Below are 15,567 nucleotides of genomic sequence, written 5' to 3'. Positions count from 1 at the left end.
CCAGCGATCCCACATCAGCGCCTTCTGGGTGTCCGTGTAATGGATCCGGGGTCGTTGGGCCATTGGCAACACGCCTCCTGCTCAAGCAGTCTATGGGTGTTGCAACGACCGGCTGAATCCGCAACCCGAAGCGGACACTGCGCATTTCACGTTGCATCGACTGAAGTGGTAAGCGAATCAAGGAGGAAACGTGAAGTTTGAAGACGATGGCTTCACCATTCTTTCTGAAGTTGTATCGCCAGATGCATGTGATGAGCTAATAAAGGCCATCTCAGATAGAGATTCGAGTAAACCTGGATCGCGTGATCTTCTCGGTAACCAAGTCGTCGCTCACACGGCGGGCGTCTTACATCGGAAGCTCCTTGGTTTGGGTTTGCTGGACGAGCGGCATCGCGCCGTCCAATGCTCCCTTTTCGCCAAAGGGGATGGTGTGAGCTGGTCGGTGACGCCGCATCAGGACCTGAGCATCCCTGTAGCCGATCGCGTTGATATCCCTGGGTGGGCCGGCTGGTCCAGGAAGGAGAATGTCTGGTTCGCACAGCCTCCTACCGCATTTTTGGAGGACCTGGTCGCAGTGCGCCTTCAGCTGGACGGGAATGCGTCCGAGACGGGGCCGCTCGAGGTTGTTCCCGGGAGCCATGCGAAGGGGCGGCTCGCCAGTGCTTCGGTCAGCAAGTACGCAGAGCAGAGGATCAAATGCCTGGTGCCACGGGGCGGTGCATTGGTCATGCGTCCCTTGCTGATTCATTCATCCAGTAAGCCACGCTCTCCGTCACCTCGCCGCATCCTGCACTTTCTCTATGGCCCTTCGTTGCCGACTGGATTGTGTTGGGCGTCACCGGAATCAATGTGAAGGGCATCCGCGAGCGACGCCCAAATGATCGGTAGTGTCCGCTTTCGACCCATAGGAGACATCTTCTAGCCTTGGCTAAGCCACTCACGCGACAGGAGCTTGGTCTAGGATGGATTTACTAGGCCCATGGCTGGCCATTCGCCAGCGAATCTAACCAAGAGCTTGTTTCGGGAGGCAGGGATGAAGAGAAGGCTTTGTACGGTATCAGTCGTTCCGGTGATTCTCCTCGCTGCACTATGGCCCTTCTCAGCTAGCGTCGCTGGCGAGGACTTGAGAAGCGATAATGGATTGCGCTGAGCAACGACGCGGTACTGGTACGGGTGCTGGGGACATGCAAGGATGTCTCCGTAGTCAGGTCAAGCCGCTAGGGGCGCGTGGATTTCAACATCGGGGCCGAATGTGCCATCAAGGACAATCGCGAGGGCAACATGGACTGTCCCGGGTATAGAGTCGATGCTTCCGGCACCGTTGATAGTCCAACGCAAGCTACCGTGCGCAAGATGACTCTGAATCTTTTGTGCTCTGCCTAGGTGATTGACAGGCTCCAGAAGGCGATTTGGGAACGTCTGTTTCCGACCCAAAGCGTTGAGCGGGTTGGGTCCGATGGGGCAGAAGAGCATGGTTGAGACCAAGGAGCAGGCTGGGGCTGGACGGTACGCCGGGGGCGCCTCACTCCCTGCGGCCGGCGACTACTTCCATGCGCTCCTGTCTTGGTTGCGCACAACCTCAAAGTTGCTAAAGCCCGGACGGCTCTTGAATGCCTCGACCGTGGGCGCCAGCGAACCCAGCGCATCGCGAACTTGCTTACGCGTCGTGTCCGATTCAGCGCCCACGATGACCTCACGCAACACTAACTGTTTCCCGAAGTCGAAAAAGTATTGCCCTGTGTTCGGGTCATTCGTGTCTAGGCTGACGTAGAGCCGGTGCTCGCCCTCGTATTGCCAGTGATGGAACTTCGTCGTGATTAGGCGCTGAAGAAAAGCGAGCTTGTCGGCTTCTGTCTGGGCGAGAAAGTCTCTGGGTCGTTTGAGTCGCCTTTCCACATAGTCAATTTTTGCGATGGCTCCCTCAGGTGCGATCACATCAAAGCCTAGGCAAATACCCTTGTAGCGGTCGCCGTAGTGCGCCCACATCAGGGGGTTTCGCCAGTTATTGCAGAAACAAATGATGCCGCGATTAGCTGCCAACTTATCGCGTGTTCGAATCAAGGCCCGACGAAAAACCTTGTCTGACAGATCGACGGCGAAAAACTCAAAGGGGTCGTTGAGCTTGTCCAGATGCGACACTTTCAAGCGCCGATAGCGGATGTCGTCCAGCGCCCATTTGGCTTCCAGAAAGTGATAGAGGCGCATGCGGACTTATCCATGTGGCTTTGCGCAAAGACTAGCGACCATCGACAGCGCGAGGCAACCAAACCAGTCGGCAGGAATTTCGTTGGCAGGGCGTCGGGCCCGGCGGTCCCCAGGAGAGCGAGCTCATGCCCAGGACAAAGTCACGCAGTGGGCCGTCCATCAGGCGACAGGTAAACGCTGGTGGATGGCCGCCTGCTTGTCACCGGGCGGCTGTTGCCAGCATGCTGAGAATGTCCGCTTTCGACCCGAAGCGGACGCTTCACGGACTGCAGTTTGAAAGGGGGCAGGGATGAAAAGAACCTTGAAGTGCCTTCTGGCTGGCGCGATCTTCTACGCAGTTGTTACGACCATTGTCATGGTCGTGGTGCTTATCAAATGCCTAATCTTGGGGGTCAACTACAAGTTCCTTGTCGCTCTCTACGCGGTATCCCGAGTAACGCTTGGTAGTGCCGTCATCGTTGCGGCTTTCACATTCATTACCCTGGGAAATGGCGAGGGTCGTCCCGCCAGGTGACTGGATTTGTGACTTAGGAGCTGTCCGCTTTCGACCCGGAGCGGACAGTTACGGGGCTTCTTAGGCAGTAGAGCCAAGACCTTGTCAGGGGATGGCGAGCTCAATGTGCGTTGGCGACTAACGTCTGAGCGGACGATTCCATTACGCGATTAGCGCTGAATCTCAGCAACGCGCGAACTGGGCTCCCTCCTTGCGACCGAAGGAAGTCCCTATGGGACAAGCAAGGGGAGGGATCATCGTGCCAGCTGAGATTCGACGCGAATCCGATGGCCCCAAGGACTCCGATCCGGTTTTCGGTACGTATCCGCCTGCGCTCTCATGCATTGAGACGATGCGCGCGATGTGCGTCAACGCGTCGATCACGTGGAGTATCGTGATACGAGGCACCGCCCTGTTACAACGGTGCATTCCGGGAGTCACGCCATGCGCTTGTTGCGCCTGTTCCTGGCCGGCGACGTCATGACCGGCCGTGGCGTCGACCAGATACTGGCCACGCCCAGCGACCCCATATTGCACGAGTACGGCACGCACGATGCGCGGAACTACGTCGCGCTCGCCGAGCGGGTGTCCGGGCCGATCCCGCGGTCCGTGGATAACGCTTACTTATGGGGAGATGCGCTGCCTGAACTGGCCGCCCGCCGCCCGGATCTGCGCATCGTCAACCTCGAAACCGCTGTGACGACATCCGCTGACGCATGGCCCGGCAAGGGCATTCACTACCGCATGCATCCCGCCAACATCGGTTGCCTGAAAGCGGCCGGCCTCGACTGCGCCGTGTTGGCGAACAATCACGTGCTGGATTGGGGCGAAGGAGGGTTGCGCGAAAGCCTGGCGGTGTTGCACTCGGCCGGTATCGCCACGGCGGGCGCGGGCGAGGACGGCGTCGAGGCGGTGCGGCCGACGATCTTCGACATGCCTGGCAAGGGCCGGGTACTGCTTCTGGGCGCGACGATGGAGAACGCCGGCACGCCACGCGCATGGGCCGCGCGCAACGGGCATCCCGGTGTCTGCCTGCTATCGGATTTCTCCTCGGCCAGCGTCGCAACCATCGCGGCGCGGGTGCGCACCAACCGCCAACCTGGGGATCTCGTTGTGCTCTCCGTGCACTGGGGCGAGAACTGGGGCTATGCGCTGGAGCCGGGTCAGCAGCGTTTTGCACACCGGCTGATCGACGAGGCCGGCGTCGACCTGATCTTCGGGCACTCATCGCACCACGTGAAGGGCATCGAGTGCCATCGCGGCCGGCTGATCCTGCACGGCTGCGGCGATTTCGTGAACGACTACGAAGGCATCGGCGGACAAGAACACTATGCGCCGGACCTCGCGCTGATGTTCTTCGTAACCGTGCATTGCGCGGACGGCGACGCAGGCGATGCAGAGCAACACGGCCGGCTCGCCGACCTGACGCTCGTGCCGCTGCGACGTTGGCGTTTCAAGCTCGTCCGAGCCAGCGAGGCCGACGTGAAGCGGCTTGCGCAGGTGCTGGAGCGGGAAGGGCGCTCGCTCGGTACGCGCGTGACGCACATAGCGGACGGCGAGTTGCGCATGGCTTGCACTGAATAGCTCAGAGCATTCCTTGGCAGACTTCAGCCACCTTCACGTATGCCGGGTCGTGCACTTCAGCGTTGAATTCGCCGGCCCCATTGGCGTCGCTTTAGGTAACGGTGCTTCGCCAATCGAACGCCTTAAGAAACAGTGCACACGCCTCATCGCGAAACTGCTCACGCCGCCGTCGCGCCGCGCGCCGCTTGCTAGGCAGCGTTCCCATTCGTCGCAACGATTCATAGCGCGGAAGTTCATAGCATCCGTTTTCCCCCGGCACACCGCCGCTCTCTCTCCAGAAGCCGTCGACATCGGCCTTGATCAAACCGGAGAGGGCGAGGACATGCCCCGCGCGGGAAACGCCACGCACTCGCTCCACGCCATAGAACCTCGCGAGCGCCCGCACCAAGGAAAGCAGCAGATTCTTCGGGCGCAACCCGTGACTGCCTCGAGTGAACTCACGAATGGGCTGCTTGCCCATAAATGGCCAGGAGCCTTGAAGGGAGCCAATCAGCAGGCCTTCGTCGCCGCCAAAGGTGACCACACAAGAAGACAGCACTTTCTTGTCATTCGTCAGCAGAAAGAGGCCTAATTCGCCCACCGCTCGCGTCACCGGCTTGCGCACATGCAGGTGCACCATCTCGCCATGCCTAAGGCGTAGCGTGCCAATGCGCACGTCGTGGCCCTTCAATATCTTGTCGCGCAACCGCACCGGAAAACGCTGCAGCAGGAAGGCGTAGTGCGCGGCGATCAAGCGATATCTCGCTCCGGCCGAAAAGCCCTGGGAGATATAAGGCAGGTGCCACCGCTCATACAGCCCCGGGTCCGCCTTGACCGCTCGCTGCATGACCTCTGAGTCATCCAGAATGCGCAGCCACTGGATCTGCCGAGCAAGCCGAAGCATCGTGCGGCAGCCGTAAGTCACGAAACTGCGGATGATCTGCGGGGCAGGGGCGCGGCGGAGATCCCAGCGGTTCCGAAACGCATCCCGTAGCAACGAACCGGCATGCCGCCGTGCCGGCTGGACCCTGTCGGCCGGCGGACCACCCTCAAAATCTTCGTCTACCAAGACAGCCTTCATGCCGCACCCATCCCACGGATCGCTTTGGATTGGAGCTATGACGGATGAGGCGTCGTTTTTTGAAATGAGCTGACCGTTGATTGAGGCCGGTAACGATCAGCGCCACCATCGAGACGTACTGATCGGGTTTTGGCGCGGGCGACCCTGCCCGACAGCGCAGCGCAAGCCTGACCTGTTGAAATCGTGATGCTATCGAGTACCGATCGCGCACGATCCACTGGCTTGTGTGAGGTCAGGCCGAATACCATGCGGCCGACCGCTAGTCAGCACCACTGCGGCGGGCCGGGTTGGTCAGAGCTACCACGTTGGCAAGGAAGGGAGTTGGGATATGCGGCAAGCATCATCCGAGGGCAAGGACAGCCTGCCTATCCTCATGTATCACAACATTGCGCGGGCGCCGCGCAATCTGCCTGTCTATCGCAGTTTGTACGTGAGCCCGCAGGCGTTCACGCGCCAGATGTGGCTGCTGCACCGGCTCGGATACACCGGGTTGTCGATGTCGGCCGCGATGCCTTACCTGCGGGGCGAGCGCCGCGGCCGCGTGGTCGTGATTACCCTGGATGACGGCTATGCCGACAACCTCGAGGCCGCGCTTCCCACGCTGTCCCGGTTCGGCTTCAGCGCAACGGTGTATGTGGTCAGCGGAAGCATAGGTCGTCACAACACGTGGGATGAGGAGCGTTTAGGCATTCGCAAGCGCCTCATGACGGCCGAAGAGTTGCGCGCCTGGCACAGCGGCGGTATGGAGATTGGCTCGCACACGCAAACCCATCCTCGATTGACGCAATGCGACGACCGCCAGTTGCGCCACGAAATCCACGGCAGCAAAACCGATCTGGAAGATCGCCTGGGTGTGGCGGTCACTCAGTTCTGCTACCCCTATGGCGACATGGATGATCGCGTCGCTGACCTCGCCCGAGAAGCGGGCTATGCGGCGGCCACCACCACCCGTCGCGGACGCGCTGTTCCGGGTACGGACCTGTGGCGGCTGCCGCGGGTGCAGGTGGCAAGGCACCATTTCTTGCCGCAGTTCGCCATGCGCGCGTTGACCGGGTATGAGGATCGGCGTGCATGAAGTTTCTCTTCGTCGGCACCAATCCGGAGAACACAGGCGGTGCCACTCACTTCGTCGCGCTCGCGCAAGCGATGGCTGAAGCGGGGCATGAGGTCAGCGTGGTCGCTTATCCGGTTGGATTGATTGCGCAGGAGCTGGCCCATTCGGATGTGCGCTTGCATGGCGCGGCGTTTCGCAATGCGTTGGATCTGCGGGGCTATGCCAAGGTCTTCGCCGTCACCAAACAGTTCAGGCCCGATTGGCTGGTCGGAAACTTCGGCAAGGAGTATTGGCCGCTGATCGTCATCGGGCGGTTGCTCAGCGTACCGGTCGCATTGTTCCGCCACCGCACGCCGCCGATGAGGCCGCTATCGGCTTATCTGCTGCCGCGTCTGGCGCAGCGTTTCTTCGCCGTCTCCAAGAACGCCCGCAACTTCTACCTGGAGCGCGGCGTACCGGCCGCCTTGGTTCAGGTGCTCTATAACCCGGTCAGTCTGGCGCGGTACCGGCCCGACGCCCAGCAGCGCAGCGCGATCCTGCGTACGCTCGGCATCAGCGACGATGCCATCGTGCTGGGTTATTCCGGCCGCATGCACGGCGGCAAAGGTATTTTTACCTTGTTTGAGGCCGCCACCGCGGCTATGGCGCAGGAGCCGCGGCTGCATTGCCTGTGGCTAGGCGACGGCCCGGAGGCTGAGGAGCTGCGTGCCCGCGCGGCCTCCCATCCGATGGGGAGCCGGCACCACTTTCTCGGTTGGATTCACGACGTCCACCCTTACTACAGCGCGATGTCGATGTTGGCCTTTCCGTCCATCGCGTCCGAGACCTTTGGCCGCGTTTCCATCGAAGCGCAGGCAGCGGGTATCCCCGTGCTTGGCAGCGACGTCGGCGGCATACCCGAGACCTTGATGCCGGGGGTCACCGGTTTACTCCTGCCGCCGGGCGACGTGGATGCATGGCGCGATGCCATTCTGGCGATGTGCGATGCGTCTCGCCGGCAGGCGATGGGTGCAGCGGCGCGCGATTATGTGCGGGAGCATTTCAGCACGAGTGTCATCGCTGCCGAGTTCGTCAGGATTCTGGCGAATCGCTGAGGGATGCGTTCTGTGCTCGCGACAATCGATGGGTTATCGCGACCTGGCCGCTTATGCAGCGGGCATTCCGGACGCCTGCCGGCGCCCGGGTCACTTTCTCTTTGCTGACCCAAAGAGAAAGTAACCAAAGAGAAATGGTCTGAAGAGCATGCGGCGCGCTTCGTGGCCTCGCTTTTTCCAGTGCCAGACGTTGGAAGCGTGGCGTTACCGCGAGGCTCGTGCTCTCGTCATCTCCAGCGCAAGACGGAGAGAATCAAAAGCTATGCGAGGCGATACAGCAGAGAACCCTCCCGACGCTTGACACTGGATAAGACACGGCTACAGAGCCCGCCGCCTGCTCTTGGGCCATTTCTCTTGGGTTACTTTCTCTTTGGGCCAGCAAAGAGAAAGTGACCCGACTCGCGGCAGCGAGGCGGAACGCCCGCTGCGTAAGCGGCCAGGTCGAGATAACCCAACATCAAAGCAAGAAACCAATGGCTTACCTCCCCGCGCAGAGGGCGAGCAGTTCAATACAGAACTGGAGGCACTAAGGCACTAGGCGCCTTTGTGTTTCCCCGCAGCATAGAACGCAAGCCCAAGACAAACAGCAACCGCGGAGGAACAAACCACAGGCACCACAAACACGAACCTCCATGAGAGGGCGGCCGATGCGATGGAAGCCAGTAGGAACGAGCCGATCAGTGGGCGAATGCGAAGCGCATCGGACTTCGCGAGGGTGGCCAACTGCCAGAGAACGACCGCCTGAATGAATAGGTAGACGCTGATGGTGTAACCAAAGCCAAGATAAAAATCCAGGTAGGTTCGGCTGACACCCATGGCATCGAAGCGAAATGATCCCATGGCGCGGAGCACCTCGGTTTCTCCCGCGGGAGACCAGAGGCTCAGTCCACCACTGGTGTGTCCTGCGGCGAAAAGCAACGAGAGGATCGACGCGATTCGCAATAGAAGAGATGGTTTCATGTAGCTCTCCAAGTTTGAGACGCCTGACGGCGGTCTGTTGTCATTGGTCGTGGCTCCACTCCCTAGTCGTTGCGGTCGCTGTCTCCGTCGCCACTTCAACGCCCCCCAACGGTACCGCAGCGCGTCTGTCCGCTCAAAGGGAAGGCGCCGCAAAGGGCCTTTCCTTTCCGCCTTCGACACTTGCTTGGATGATGCAGCCACACCCTTCGCTGCTTGTTCAATCACCCAGCGGCGTTATCGCTTGGTTGCCGTGTCTGTATGCACTGGTTCGCCCGCGGCGGGCTTCCGTCCGCCCGCCGACTCAATCTGTGTCCGCGTGCCACGCTCGATTGCCACTGTCCGGCGGAGATGTTCATGCGGGCGATGGGACGTCACGACCTCGCTCAGAAGATCGATGATGCACTTCTAGATTGACACCGCCTGTACACAAGAGACAGCTGCAAGCAGGGGAGAGGGGAGCATCGCGCCTGCTGAGATTCGACGCCAATCAGAAAGAGCCTCGCTTTCCGAAGCAAAGCTTTCCTAACGCCGACATGCAAGGAGGCTCTTAGCGCATATGTGCGCTTGCTCAAGATCTGATCGCATCCATTGCCCGTAGATTTGCCATGCAGTTGAAGTGGAACCATTAACGACGGCCAGCTTGCCACGCAAGCGAGTCCCCATGGTCGTTTCCCCGCAGATCACTCGCTTTCATAAGGAAGAGGAAAGTATGAAAACGCTCCCCATGTTCCGCATGGCGGCTATCGCCGCCGTGATCTCGTCCGCTCTGCTTGGCGCGCGGCCCGCGGCCGCGGACGTTGGCATCTCGGTGTCACCCGCGCAGGTGTCGCTGCCAGCCAATGGCACGCAACAGTTCGTCGCTAACGTATCCGGCAGCAGTAACTCAAACGTCACGTGGCTGGTGAATGGCGTGCCGGGCGGCGCGCCGAGCCTTGGCACCATCTCCCCGACGGGTGTCTATACGGCGCCGGCCGGTGCCTCCTCCAACTTCACAGCCACCATCAGCGCTGCCTCGGTGGCATCGCCGACCTCAACGGGCGCAGCCTCCGCCGCCGTGGCAGCAGCCACCTACATCGGGCCGACCTATTACGTGGCGACCAATGGCAACGACGGTAACGACGGCAGCGCCGCGAACCCGTGGGCCAGCATCCAATGGGCGGTGGATCACGTGCCTGCCGGTGCGACCGTGCAGGTGGCAGGGGGCACTTACAACAAGCTCGTGACCATGACCCAATCCGGTTCTGCCACGGCCGGCTTCATCACGCTGATGTCCGCGCCGGGTCAGACTGCCATCATCGACGGCACCGGGCTGGGCATCGCATCTGGCACGCAGGGACTTCTCAACCTGAGCAACGTCAGCTATGTACGCGTGATCGGCCTGGAGCTACGCAACTACACATCCAACTCGATCAGCCAGACGCCCGCGGGCATCTATGTCCAAGGCACGGGTGATCACATCGAGATCCGCAACAACCACATTCACCATATCGCTACCACCATCACGACCTCCGATGGCGATGCCTTCGGCCTGGCTGTTTACGGCACGGCCATCACGCCGATCAGCCAGCTCATCATTGACGGCAACACGCTCGACAGCCTCACCCTCGGCTACAGCGAATCCCTCTCCGTCAACGGCAACGTGCAGAACTGGCAAGTCACCAACAACGAAGTCCACGACAACAACAACATCGGTATCGTCGCCATCGGCTTCGAAGGCACTGCGCCCTCGACCAGCCTGGACCAGGCCCGCAACGGCTGGATCGCCAACAACAACGTCTACAACATCACCTCCAGCACCAATCCCGCCTACAACTACCAGCCCAGCGCCGACGGCATCTACGTGGACGGCGGCACTCAGATCACCATCGAACAGAACACCGTGCAGGCCGCGGACCTTGGTATTGAACTCGCCAGCGAACACTACGGCCGCACCACCAGCTACATCACCGCCCGCAACAACATCGTCTTCAACAGTAACGTCGTCGGTATGTCCATCGGCGGCTACGCAGCCAGCGTCGGCGGCACCACCCACTGCAACATCGTCAACAACACCCTGTACGAAAATGACACCAACTCCTCCGGTAGCGGCGAACTCCAGATCCAGTACAACGCCAGCAGCAATCTCGTCGCAAACAACATCCTCTACGCCAACGATCAGGGCCTGCTTGTAAGCAGCCCCTATACCTACAGCACGCCACCGGCCACCCTGCAGAACAATCTGTACTTCTCCAGTGCTGGCTCTTCCGGCGCGTCGTGGATCTGGAACGGCTCCACCTACATCACCCTCAGCACGTTCCAGCAGGCGAGCGGCAGCGAGACCCATGGGGTGCTCGCCGATCCTCTCTTTGTCAACGCGGCCGCGCTGAATCTGAGGCTCGCCGCAGGGTCGCCAGGCATCCTCCAGGGGCTGAATCTTGGGTTGGTGGTGGAAGGGGCATACGACTACGCGGGAGCGGCTCGTACAACGACGAGCGGATTGATTGATCAGGGGGCGTATCAGCACTGATGGTGAAATCGGGGGTAGGCGTGTCGGGGTCAGGTTCGCTTTCTGTGCGTGATAAGTGAACCCGGCCCTGTTTCCCGACACGAGTCTCTCGCTAACACCATGCTTCCGAGGTCTGACACTGGAAGATGTGTGGCGACGAAGCGCACCACGCTTTCAGACCATTTCTCTTTGGTTACTTTCTCTTTGGGTCAGCAAAGAGAAAGTGACCCGGGCGCCGGCAGGCGTCCGGAATGCCCGCTGCATAAGCGGCCAGGTCGCGATATCCCAACATCAAGGCGAAATCGGGGTCAGGTTCGCTTTCCGTGCGGGATAAGTGAGCCCGACCACATTTCCCGCCACGCAACGCGCCTTGCGGGCTGTCCGGACATCATGCCGCCTGCGCAGCATGGATCAGAGCATCCTTAACGAACGCGCGTATCGACGGTTCGTTCCAGCACAGTGGCATCATCGCCGATCAGGATATGAACCGTGCAATCCATGCATGGATCGAAGCTTTGAACGACGCGCTGGATATCGATGCCGACGAAATCATCCGGACCGTTGTAGCGGCTTTCAACGATGCGCGTGTTGGCCAAGGCTTGCTCGAGCGGCCCCGGCGTACGATCGGGCATGCGTGTTCCGACATTGATGCGTGAAGGGATGGCAATCTGGTAGTTGTCGATCACCTGTTCATCCAGCACGGCCCAGTGCGCCAGGAAGCCACGACTGGCCCCCCACAAGCCGACGCCGAGTCGCTGTCCCGTCGGCACGTTGTCGAGCGATACGCGCGTTCTGGTTTCGCCGGAGGCCATGGCTGCCTCGGCCAGCGCGATATTCTCACGCGTGACTCCGACATTGAACGCGAGGGAATACGCACGGGCGCGGTTGCGTTCGAATGCGTTCCATAGCGAAGGGATGTTCCAGCGCAAGGTGATTTCACCGCCATGTTCATCCGGCAAGCTGAAATCAAGTCCGGCACCGTCGGCCGCCACGTGCTTGCCGGGCGGCAATGCTCGCGCCGCTGCGCTCAGGTAAAGCCGTGCATAGGCCCCGACCTCGAAATTGTGGCCGCGCCAGGTGAGGCTCGAACCCCAGCTATAGGCACGCGGATTGTGCGCCCTGGCTGGTTCGGTCCTTTTGTTCCATGGGTGCAGGTGCGAGATGGGGTTGCCTTTGGGGTCGGTGCTGAGCATGGCGTGCGGTAGCGCGGCGCGCTGCTGATAGGAGTGGTCGAGATGCTCTTCCATGCCGGCATTGAGCAGGCTCAACGCCGTGCAGGCCAGCTGACCGTCGATCAACGCACCTGGCGTGGACCAGCGCTGCGCGCCCCAGCTGTCGCAGCGTGCATAGCTGCCGTCGTAGTGATCCGGATGATCCCATTGGCCAAAGTCGAGCATCGAGGCGGGCGCTCGCCCGAGTTCGGCATAGCGCGGCTCGGCTTCCAGCAGGAAGTCGAACACGTCGTCCCAGACGGCGGCGGCCTTTTGGCTATAGGCAGCAAACGGCCGCAATACAGCGCTGAATTCGGCCAGCTTGGCCGCGTCGGCGGGCAGGGCTACCCCGCCAGGAACGATGGACTCCGAATGTGGGTATTTGCCACCCAGTAGCGTGTAGGCCTGGCGTGCGCGTGCAGCCATCTGCAACGCTTCCTTGTACAAGGCGCCGGTGCCTTTATCGAGCGCGGCCATGAGATCGCCGACGCGGGTGTAGCCGTGCTGCTGCGAGCGACGGCACGGTGCCTTTATCGCACGGTTCCAGATTTCCGGATTGGTCCTTTCGAACGCCAGTCGCGAATAGTCCGGTCCGGCCAACACGAACAGATGCAGGCAGCTGTCGTTGAGGTACTGACAGCTCAAAAGCAGGTTGCGCAAGACGATGCCCAAGGGCGGTGGCGCCAGGCCAAGCGCCATTTCCAGACACAGCGCAGAGGCGGTGGCGTGCACGCCGCCGCAAATGCCGGAGGCGGTCGCGCTGATCAGGCCGACCTTGCTCAAGTCGCGTCCTGGCAGCAGTGCCTCGTACCCCTTGAACAAGCTGGCCATCGACGCACTTTCCACCACCGTGCGGCTCTCAAGATCGACTCGGCAATGCACAGCCAGGCTACCTTCGAGTCGAGCCAGCGGGTCGGTCTGCGCCGCCGACGCGGCCAGGTTCGCGCGATTGCGTGCACGCATCTCGCGCATCATCGCGGCGCTCAATTCACCGGCGGCGTCCCGGCGCTCCGCATCCGCTTCCGCGCGCGTCTGAAGGCTCATGATCAACTTACTCCGTCAGTCCGAGAGCATGCAGACCAAGAGCAGGGCCGGGGGAGGGGAGGGGCATCGATGTAGCCGTACCATGCCGTCTCCATGGCGTCGCCGTAGACCGCCCGCTTGACCTTGATCCAGATCTGGTTGCCCCAGTCGTGGTGCCAGTACAGCAGCGGGTCGTTGGTAATGTCTTCGCTCGACAGCGCCCAGTGCAGCAGGCGCCGGTTCCACAGCCGGTGGTCGTCCTGGCTGATCGCACCCAGCAGCAGCTGGCGTTCGAAATAATCGGTGACGCTGGCCTCGGTGTATTCGTCGAAGCGCGAACCCATATCGAGCCAATGCCCCTGCGAGCGGCTACGCAGCACGACGTCGATGGATGCCCCGGTGCTGTGAATGGGAAAGGTGCGCGCGTCGTTGCGATCAAAGCTGCGTGGGTCGCGCAGGTAGCGCGATGCATATTGGCGCAACTCTTCGTCGCTCGCTGCGGGGTTTGCCTGGCGCCCAAGTTCCCAAAAGAACCGCCACAGGCCGTGCTGGCATTCGATCGGGCGGTAGGCGTCGAGGATCAGCAATTGCGCATCGTAAGCGGCAAGCAATCGGTCGGCGCGCGCGAGCTTCTCGGCGAACGTCCTGCGCAGCCAGCCGTCGGTCCGGCTGCCCGCGATCGGCCTGCCATAAGGCGCATTGCTGCCGTCGTCGATGGCATGCCAGGAGAGGAAGCTGAGGCCGTAGTCGCGCACGTCGACCATTTCCTCGGCAAACAGCAGGGAAGTGTGGTCAAGCGGAATCTGGTAATGCGGCTTGCGGATTTCCGCCAGGTCGACTTGGGGGATACGGTAATCGATGCCGTACATGATCGGATTTTCCTCTAGTCACCAGCGCCCAATAGCCGCATTTTTTCGCCGAACAAGGGAGTGTCATACCGCCCCTCGTCCTTCGCCAGGCGGTAGATCCGTGCGTGCGCTTCCGGCTGTAGCGTGGCGACCAGATAGCGGAATGCGTCGGGCTCCTCACTGAAAAGGCGCGACAGGCAACGCGCCGTGTGGCGTGTCGCGGGGTCGGACAGCAGGGCTGCATAGCTATCGAGATCGGCCAAGTTACTGGTATTGATGCGGTGCTCGATCTCCGGACAGGTGCGCGCCAATTCACCCTCGACGTGAAAGATATATAGCCAATGACACTCGTTTGCGCCGGCCGCCGCCAGTGAGCTTTGCATGAAGCGCTGCTGCGTGCCGGTAACGTGGATATCGTTGACGACGATGACGTTGCGCTTGGCGAAACGCTGCCAGCCTGGGTCGGGCGGTGCAGTGTCCTGCAGGCGCTGGCGCTCGGTAACACGCTGCGCCAGCGGTTGGCGGCTGTAATCGCAGGAGAGCCGAAACTCCTCAAGGCTGTGCACGGCGAGCTGTTCGGGCGACAGTCGCAATTCCACGAGCGGCAATGCGATGCCTCGATGGCGCAGCATGGCATGCATGCGCTCCGCCAGCAGGTTGGCCGCCGAGGGAAGCTGGTAATAAGCCGGTGCGGTCAGCACCCAGGCATCGGCCGTCTCGCCTTCCGCGAGCACTTCCGCAGTCAGGTTGCTCAATAGCTCGGCGAAAAAGTCGACGTCGGACATGCGTCCGAGCTTCATGCCGGGATAACGCCGGAACAGGTCGCTGTCGTAATCACGCGGCGGCTCGGCCACGCTCGCCAGCGCCAGGGTCCTCGCTGGAATGCTGTCCTCCGGTAGTTCCGCTGCAGCCGGGGATGGCATTCCGGTCATGCGGATTCCTTGACCCAGGCATGGCCAGCAGGCAATTCGCCTCGCGCCATCGGCGGCAGCAGCTCGAACGAGAAGCTTTGCTCCAACGGCGCAACCCAGATCCGCGAGGACAGGTTCACTTTGTACAGCTCGAACAGCTTGTCGTCGTCGTCGCGGGTTTCGCTGTACACGCGGCGATCGATCAACTCATAGAATTCGCGCGGAACGAAATCCTCGTCGAGCATGATATGAGCGGTCCTGTCGCCGTCGCTGACCCACCACTCGAATTTCATCTCGCTATTGCAGCGATTGACGCAATGGTCGTTCTGCAGCACGGTCAGCGTGCCGCGGTCGGCGCAAAGCGTGACATAGTTCAATGAGTCGAGCACGCCGGGTCCGGGATGGCCGCTGACGACGACCAGGTTGTCGCGCCGCCACAGGCTATCTCCGGAAAGCGCGACGGCGGCGACTTGCATGGCGCGATAGCCGACAGCCGTGCCCCACCAGAGCGAGCGTTGATGACGGCGCGTCGCTTCCTGGTAGTCCAGCGTCAACACCTCGTCGTGGTCGACGATGCGGGTCAGCAGGCCTTCGGCCGGGAGGTGCTGCTTGGATGAGAATGTGTGCATAGGGAACCCT

Annotated in this window: 12 protein-coding genes and 1 pseudogene; 6 read left to right on the top strand and 7 right to left on the bottom strand. The window is 61.2% G+C overall.

The features are described 5' to 3' along the window. The first annotated feature begins 190 nt into the window (after positions 1-190). Complete coding sequence (locus OUZ45_RS17540; protein ID WP_266171457.1) at positions 191-853, top strand: phytanoyl-CoA dioxygenase family protein; 663 nt, start codon at positions 191-193, stop codon at positions 851-853. A gap of 689 nt (positions 854-1,542) precedes the next feature. On the opposite strand, the gene OUZ45_RS17535 is transcribed toward OUZ45_RS17540, so the two are convergent. Further along, positions 1,543-2,205 carry a DUF2971 domain-containing protein gene (locus tag OUZ45_RS17535; RefSeq protein WP_266171456.1) on the bottom strand — a complete coding sequence of 221 codons (663 nt, stop codon included), beginning with the start codon at positions 2,203-2,205 and terminating at the stop codon, positions 1,543-1,545. 937 nt (positions 2,206-3,142) lie between these two features. Between OUZ45_RS17535 and OUZ45_RS17530 the strand changes: the two genes are divergently transcribed. Further along, a complete protein-coding gene (locus OUZ45_RS17530; protein ID WP_266171455.1) occupies positions 3,143-4,282 on the top strand; it encodes a CapA family protein in 1,140 nt (379 codons plus the stop codon). Between the two features lie 91 nt (positions 4,283-4,373). On the opposite strand, the gene OUZ45_RS17525 is transcribed toward OUZ45_RS17530, so the two are convergent. After that, on the bottom strand, positions 4,374-5,342 hold the full coding sequence (locus tag OUZ45_RS17525) for a DUF535 family protein (RefSeq protein ID WP_266171454.1): 969 nt from the start codon (positions 5,340-5,342) through the stop codon (positions 4,374-4,376). 328 nt (positions 5,343-5,670) lie between these two features. On the opposite strand from OUZ45_RS17525, the gene OUZ45_RS17520 reads away from it, so the two are divergent. Both OUZ45_RS17520 and OUZ45_RS17515 read left to right on the top strand, forming a co-directional pair. Continuing rightward, positions 5,671-6,417, top strand: a complete 747-nt coding sequence (locus tag OUZ45_RS17520) for a polysaccharide deacetylase family protein (RefSeq protein ID WP_266171453.1) — start codon at positions 5,671-5,673, stop codon at positions 6,415-6,417. Further along, entirely contained in the window at positions 6,414-7,490 is a 1,077-nt protein-coding gene (locus OUZ45_RS17515) for a glycosyltransferase family 4 protein (RefSeq protein ID WP_266171452.1), read from the top strand. Before OUZ45_RS17520 ends, OUZ45_RS17515 begins: the two co-directional genes overlap by 4 nt. A gap of 534 nt (positions 7,491-8,024) precedes the next feature. Here the strand turns inward: OUZ45_RS17515 and OUZ45_RS17510 are convergent. Then, positions 8,025-8,450, bottom strand: a complete 426-nt coding sequence (locus tag OUZ45_RS17510; RefSeq protein ID WP_266171451.1) for an LIC_13387 family protein — start codon at positions 8,448-8,450, stop codon at positions 8,025-8,027. Between the two features lie 291 nt (positions 8,451-8,741). Here OUZ45_RS17510 and OUZ45_RS20915 point away from each other — a divergent pair. Further along, positions 8,742-8,864: pseudogene (locus OUZ45_RS20915) on the top strand (IS30 family transposase); the annotation flags it as partial. A gap of 295 nt (positions 8,865-9,159) precedes the next feature. Then, on the top strand, positions 9,160-10,956 hold the full coding sequence (locus tag OUZ45_RS17505) for a DUF1565 domain-containing protein (protein ID WP_266171450.1): 1,797 nt from the start codon (positions 9,160-9,162) through the stop codon (positions 10,954-10,956). Positions 10,957-11,357: 401 nt separating this feature from the next. Here OUZ45_RS17505 and OUZ45_RS17500 read toward each other — a convergent pair whose 3' ends face one another. Genes OUZ45_RS17500 through OUZ45_RS17485 form a run of 4 tightly spaced genes read right to left on the bottom strand, consistent with a single transcriptional unit; the run spans position 11,358 to position 15,557 of the window. Continuing rightward, on the bottom strand, positions 11,358-13,190 hold the full coding sequence (locus OUZ45_RS17500) for a nickel-dependent hydrogenase large subunit (protein ID WP_266171449.1): 1,833 nt from the start codon (positions 13,188-13,190) through the stop codon (positions 11,358-11,360). A gap of 2 nt (positions 13,191-13,192) precedes the next feature. Further along, positions 13,193-14,038, bottom strand: coding sequence for a M15 family metallopeptidase (locus OUZ45_RS17495; protein WP_266171448.1), 846 nt, complete (start codon positions 14,036-14,038; stop codon positions 13,193-13,195). 14 nt (positions 14,039-14,052) lie between these two features. Beyond that, a complete protein-coding gene (locus OUZ45_RS17490) occupies positions 14,053-14,949 on the bottom strand; it encodes a hypothetical protein (RefSeq protein ID WP_266171447.1) in 897 nt (298 codons plus the stop codon). Beyond that, positions 14,946-15,557 carry a hypothetical protein gene (locus OUZ45_RS17485; RefSeq protein WP_266171446.1) on the bottom strand — a complete coding sequence of 204 codons (612 nt, stop codon included), beginning with the start codon at positions 15,555-15,557 and terminating at the stop codon, positions 14,946-14,948. The genes OUZ45_RS17490 and OUZ45_RS17485 overlap by 4 nt, the downstream gene beginning before the upstream one ends. Positions 15,558-15,567 lie beyond the last annotated feature (10 nt).

The sequence above is a fragment of the Dyella subtropica genome, from assembly GCF_026283965.1.
GTDB classification, from domain to species: domain Bacteria; phylum Pseudomonadota; class Gammaproteobacteria; order Xanthomonadales; family Rhodanobacteraceae; genus Dyella_D; species Dyella_D subtropica.
The sequence above is the reverse complement of the archived record's forward strand: the minus strand, read 5'-3'. Positions and strand labels throughout refer to the sequence as shown.

Bases quoted from the DNA above. Each gene is read 5' to 3' on its own strand.
- OUZ45_RS17490 (WP_266171447.1), bottom strand. From the start codon at position 14,949: ATGACCGGAATGCCATCCCCGGCTGCAGCGGAACTACCGGAGGACAGC.
- OUZ45_RS17510 (WP_266171451.1), bottom strand. From the start codon at position 8,450: ATGAAACCATCTCTTCTATTGCGAATCGCGTCGATCCTCTCGTTGCTT.
- OUZ45_RS17525 (WP_266171454.1), bottom strand. From the start codon at position 5,342: ATGAAGGCTGTCTTGGTAGACGAAGATTTTGAGGGTGGTCCGCCGGCC.
- OUZ45_RS17520 (WP_266171453.1), top strand. From the start codon at position 5,671: ATGCGGCAAGCATCATCCGAGGGCAAGGACAGCCTGCCTATCCTCATG.
- OUZ45_RS17535 (WP_266171456.1), bottom strand. From the start codon at position 2,205: ATGCGCCTCTATCACTTTCTGGAAGCCAAATGGGCGCTGGACGACATC.
- OUZ45_RS17485 (WP_266171446.1), bottom strand. From the start codon at position 15,557: ATGCACACATTCTCATCCAAGCAGCACCTCCCGGCCGAAGGCCTGCTG.
- OUZ45_RS17495 (WP_266171448.1), bottom strand. From the start codon at position 14,038: ATGTACGGCATCGATTACCGTATCCCCCAAGTCGACCTGGCGGAAATC.
- OUZ45_RS17515 (WP_266171452.1), top strand. From the start codon at position 6,414: ATGAAGTTTCTCTTCGTCGGCACCAATCCGGAGAACACAGGCGGTGCC.
- OUZ45_RS17530 (WP_266171455.1), top strand. From the start codon at position 3,143: ATGCGCTTGTTGCGCCTGTTCCTGGCCGGCGACGTCATGACCGGCCGT.
- OUZ45_RS17505 (WP_266171450.1), top strand. From the start codon at position 9,160: ATGAAAACGCTCCCCATGTTCCGCATGGCGGCTATCGCCGCCGTGATC.
- OUZ45_RS17500 (WP_266171449.1), bottom strand. From the start codon at position 13,190: ATGAGCCTTCAGACGCGCGCGGAAGCGGATGCGGAGCGCCGGGACGCC.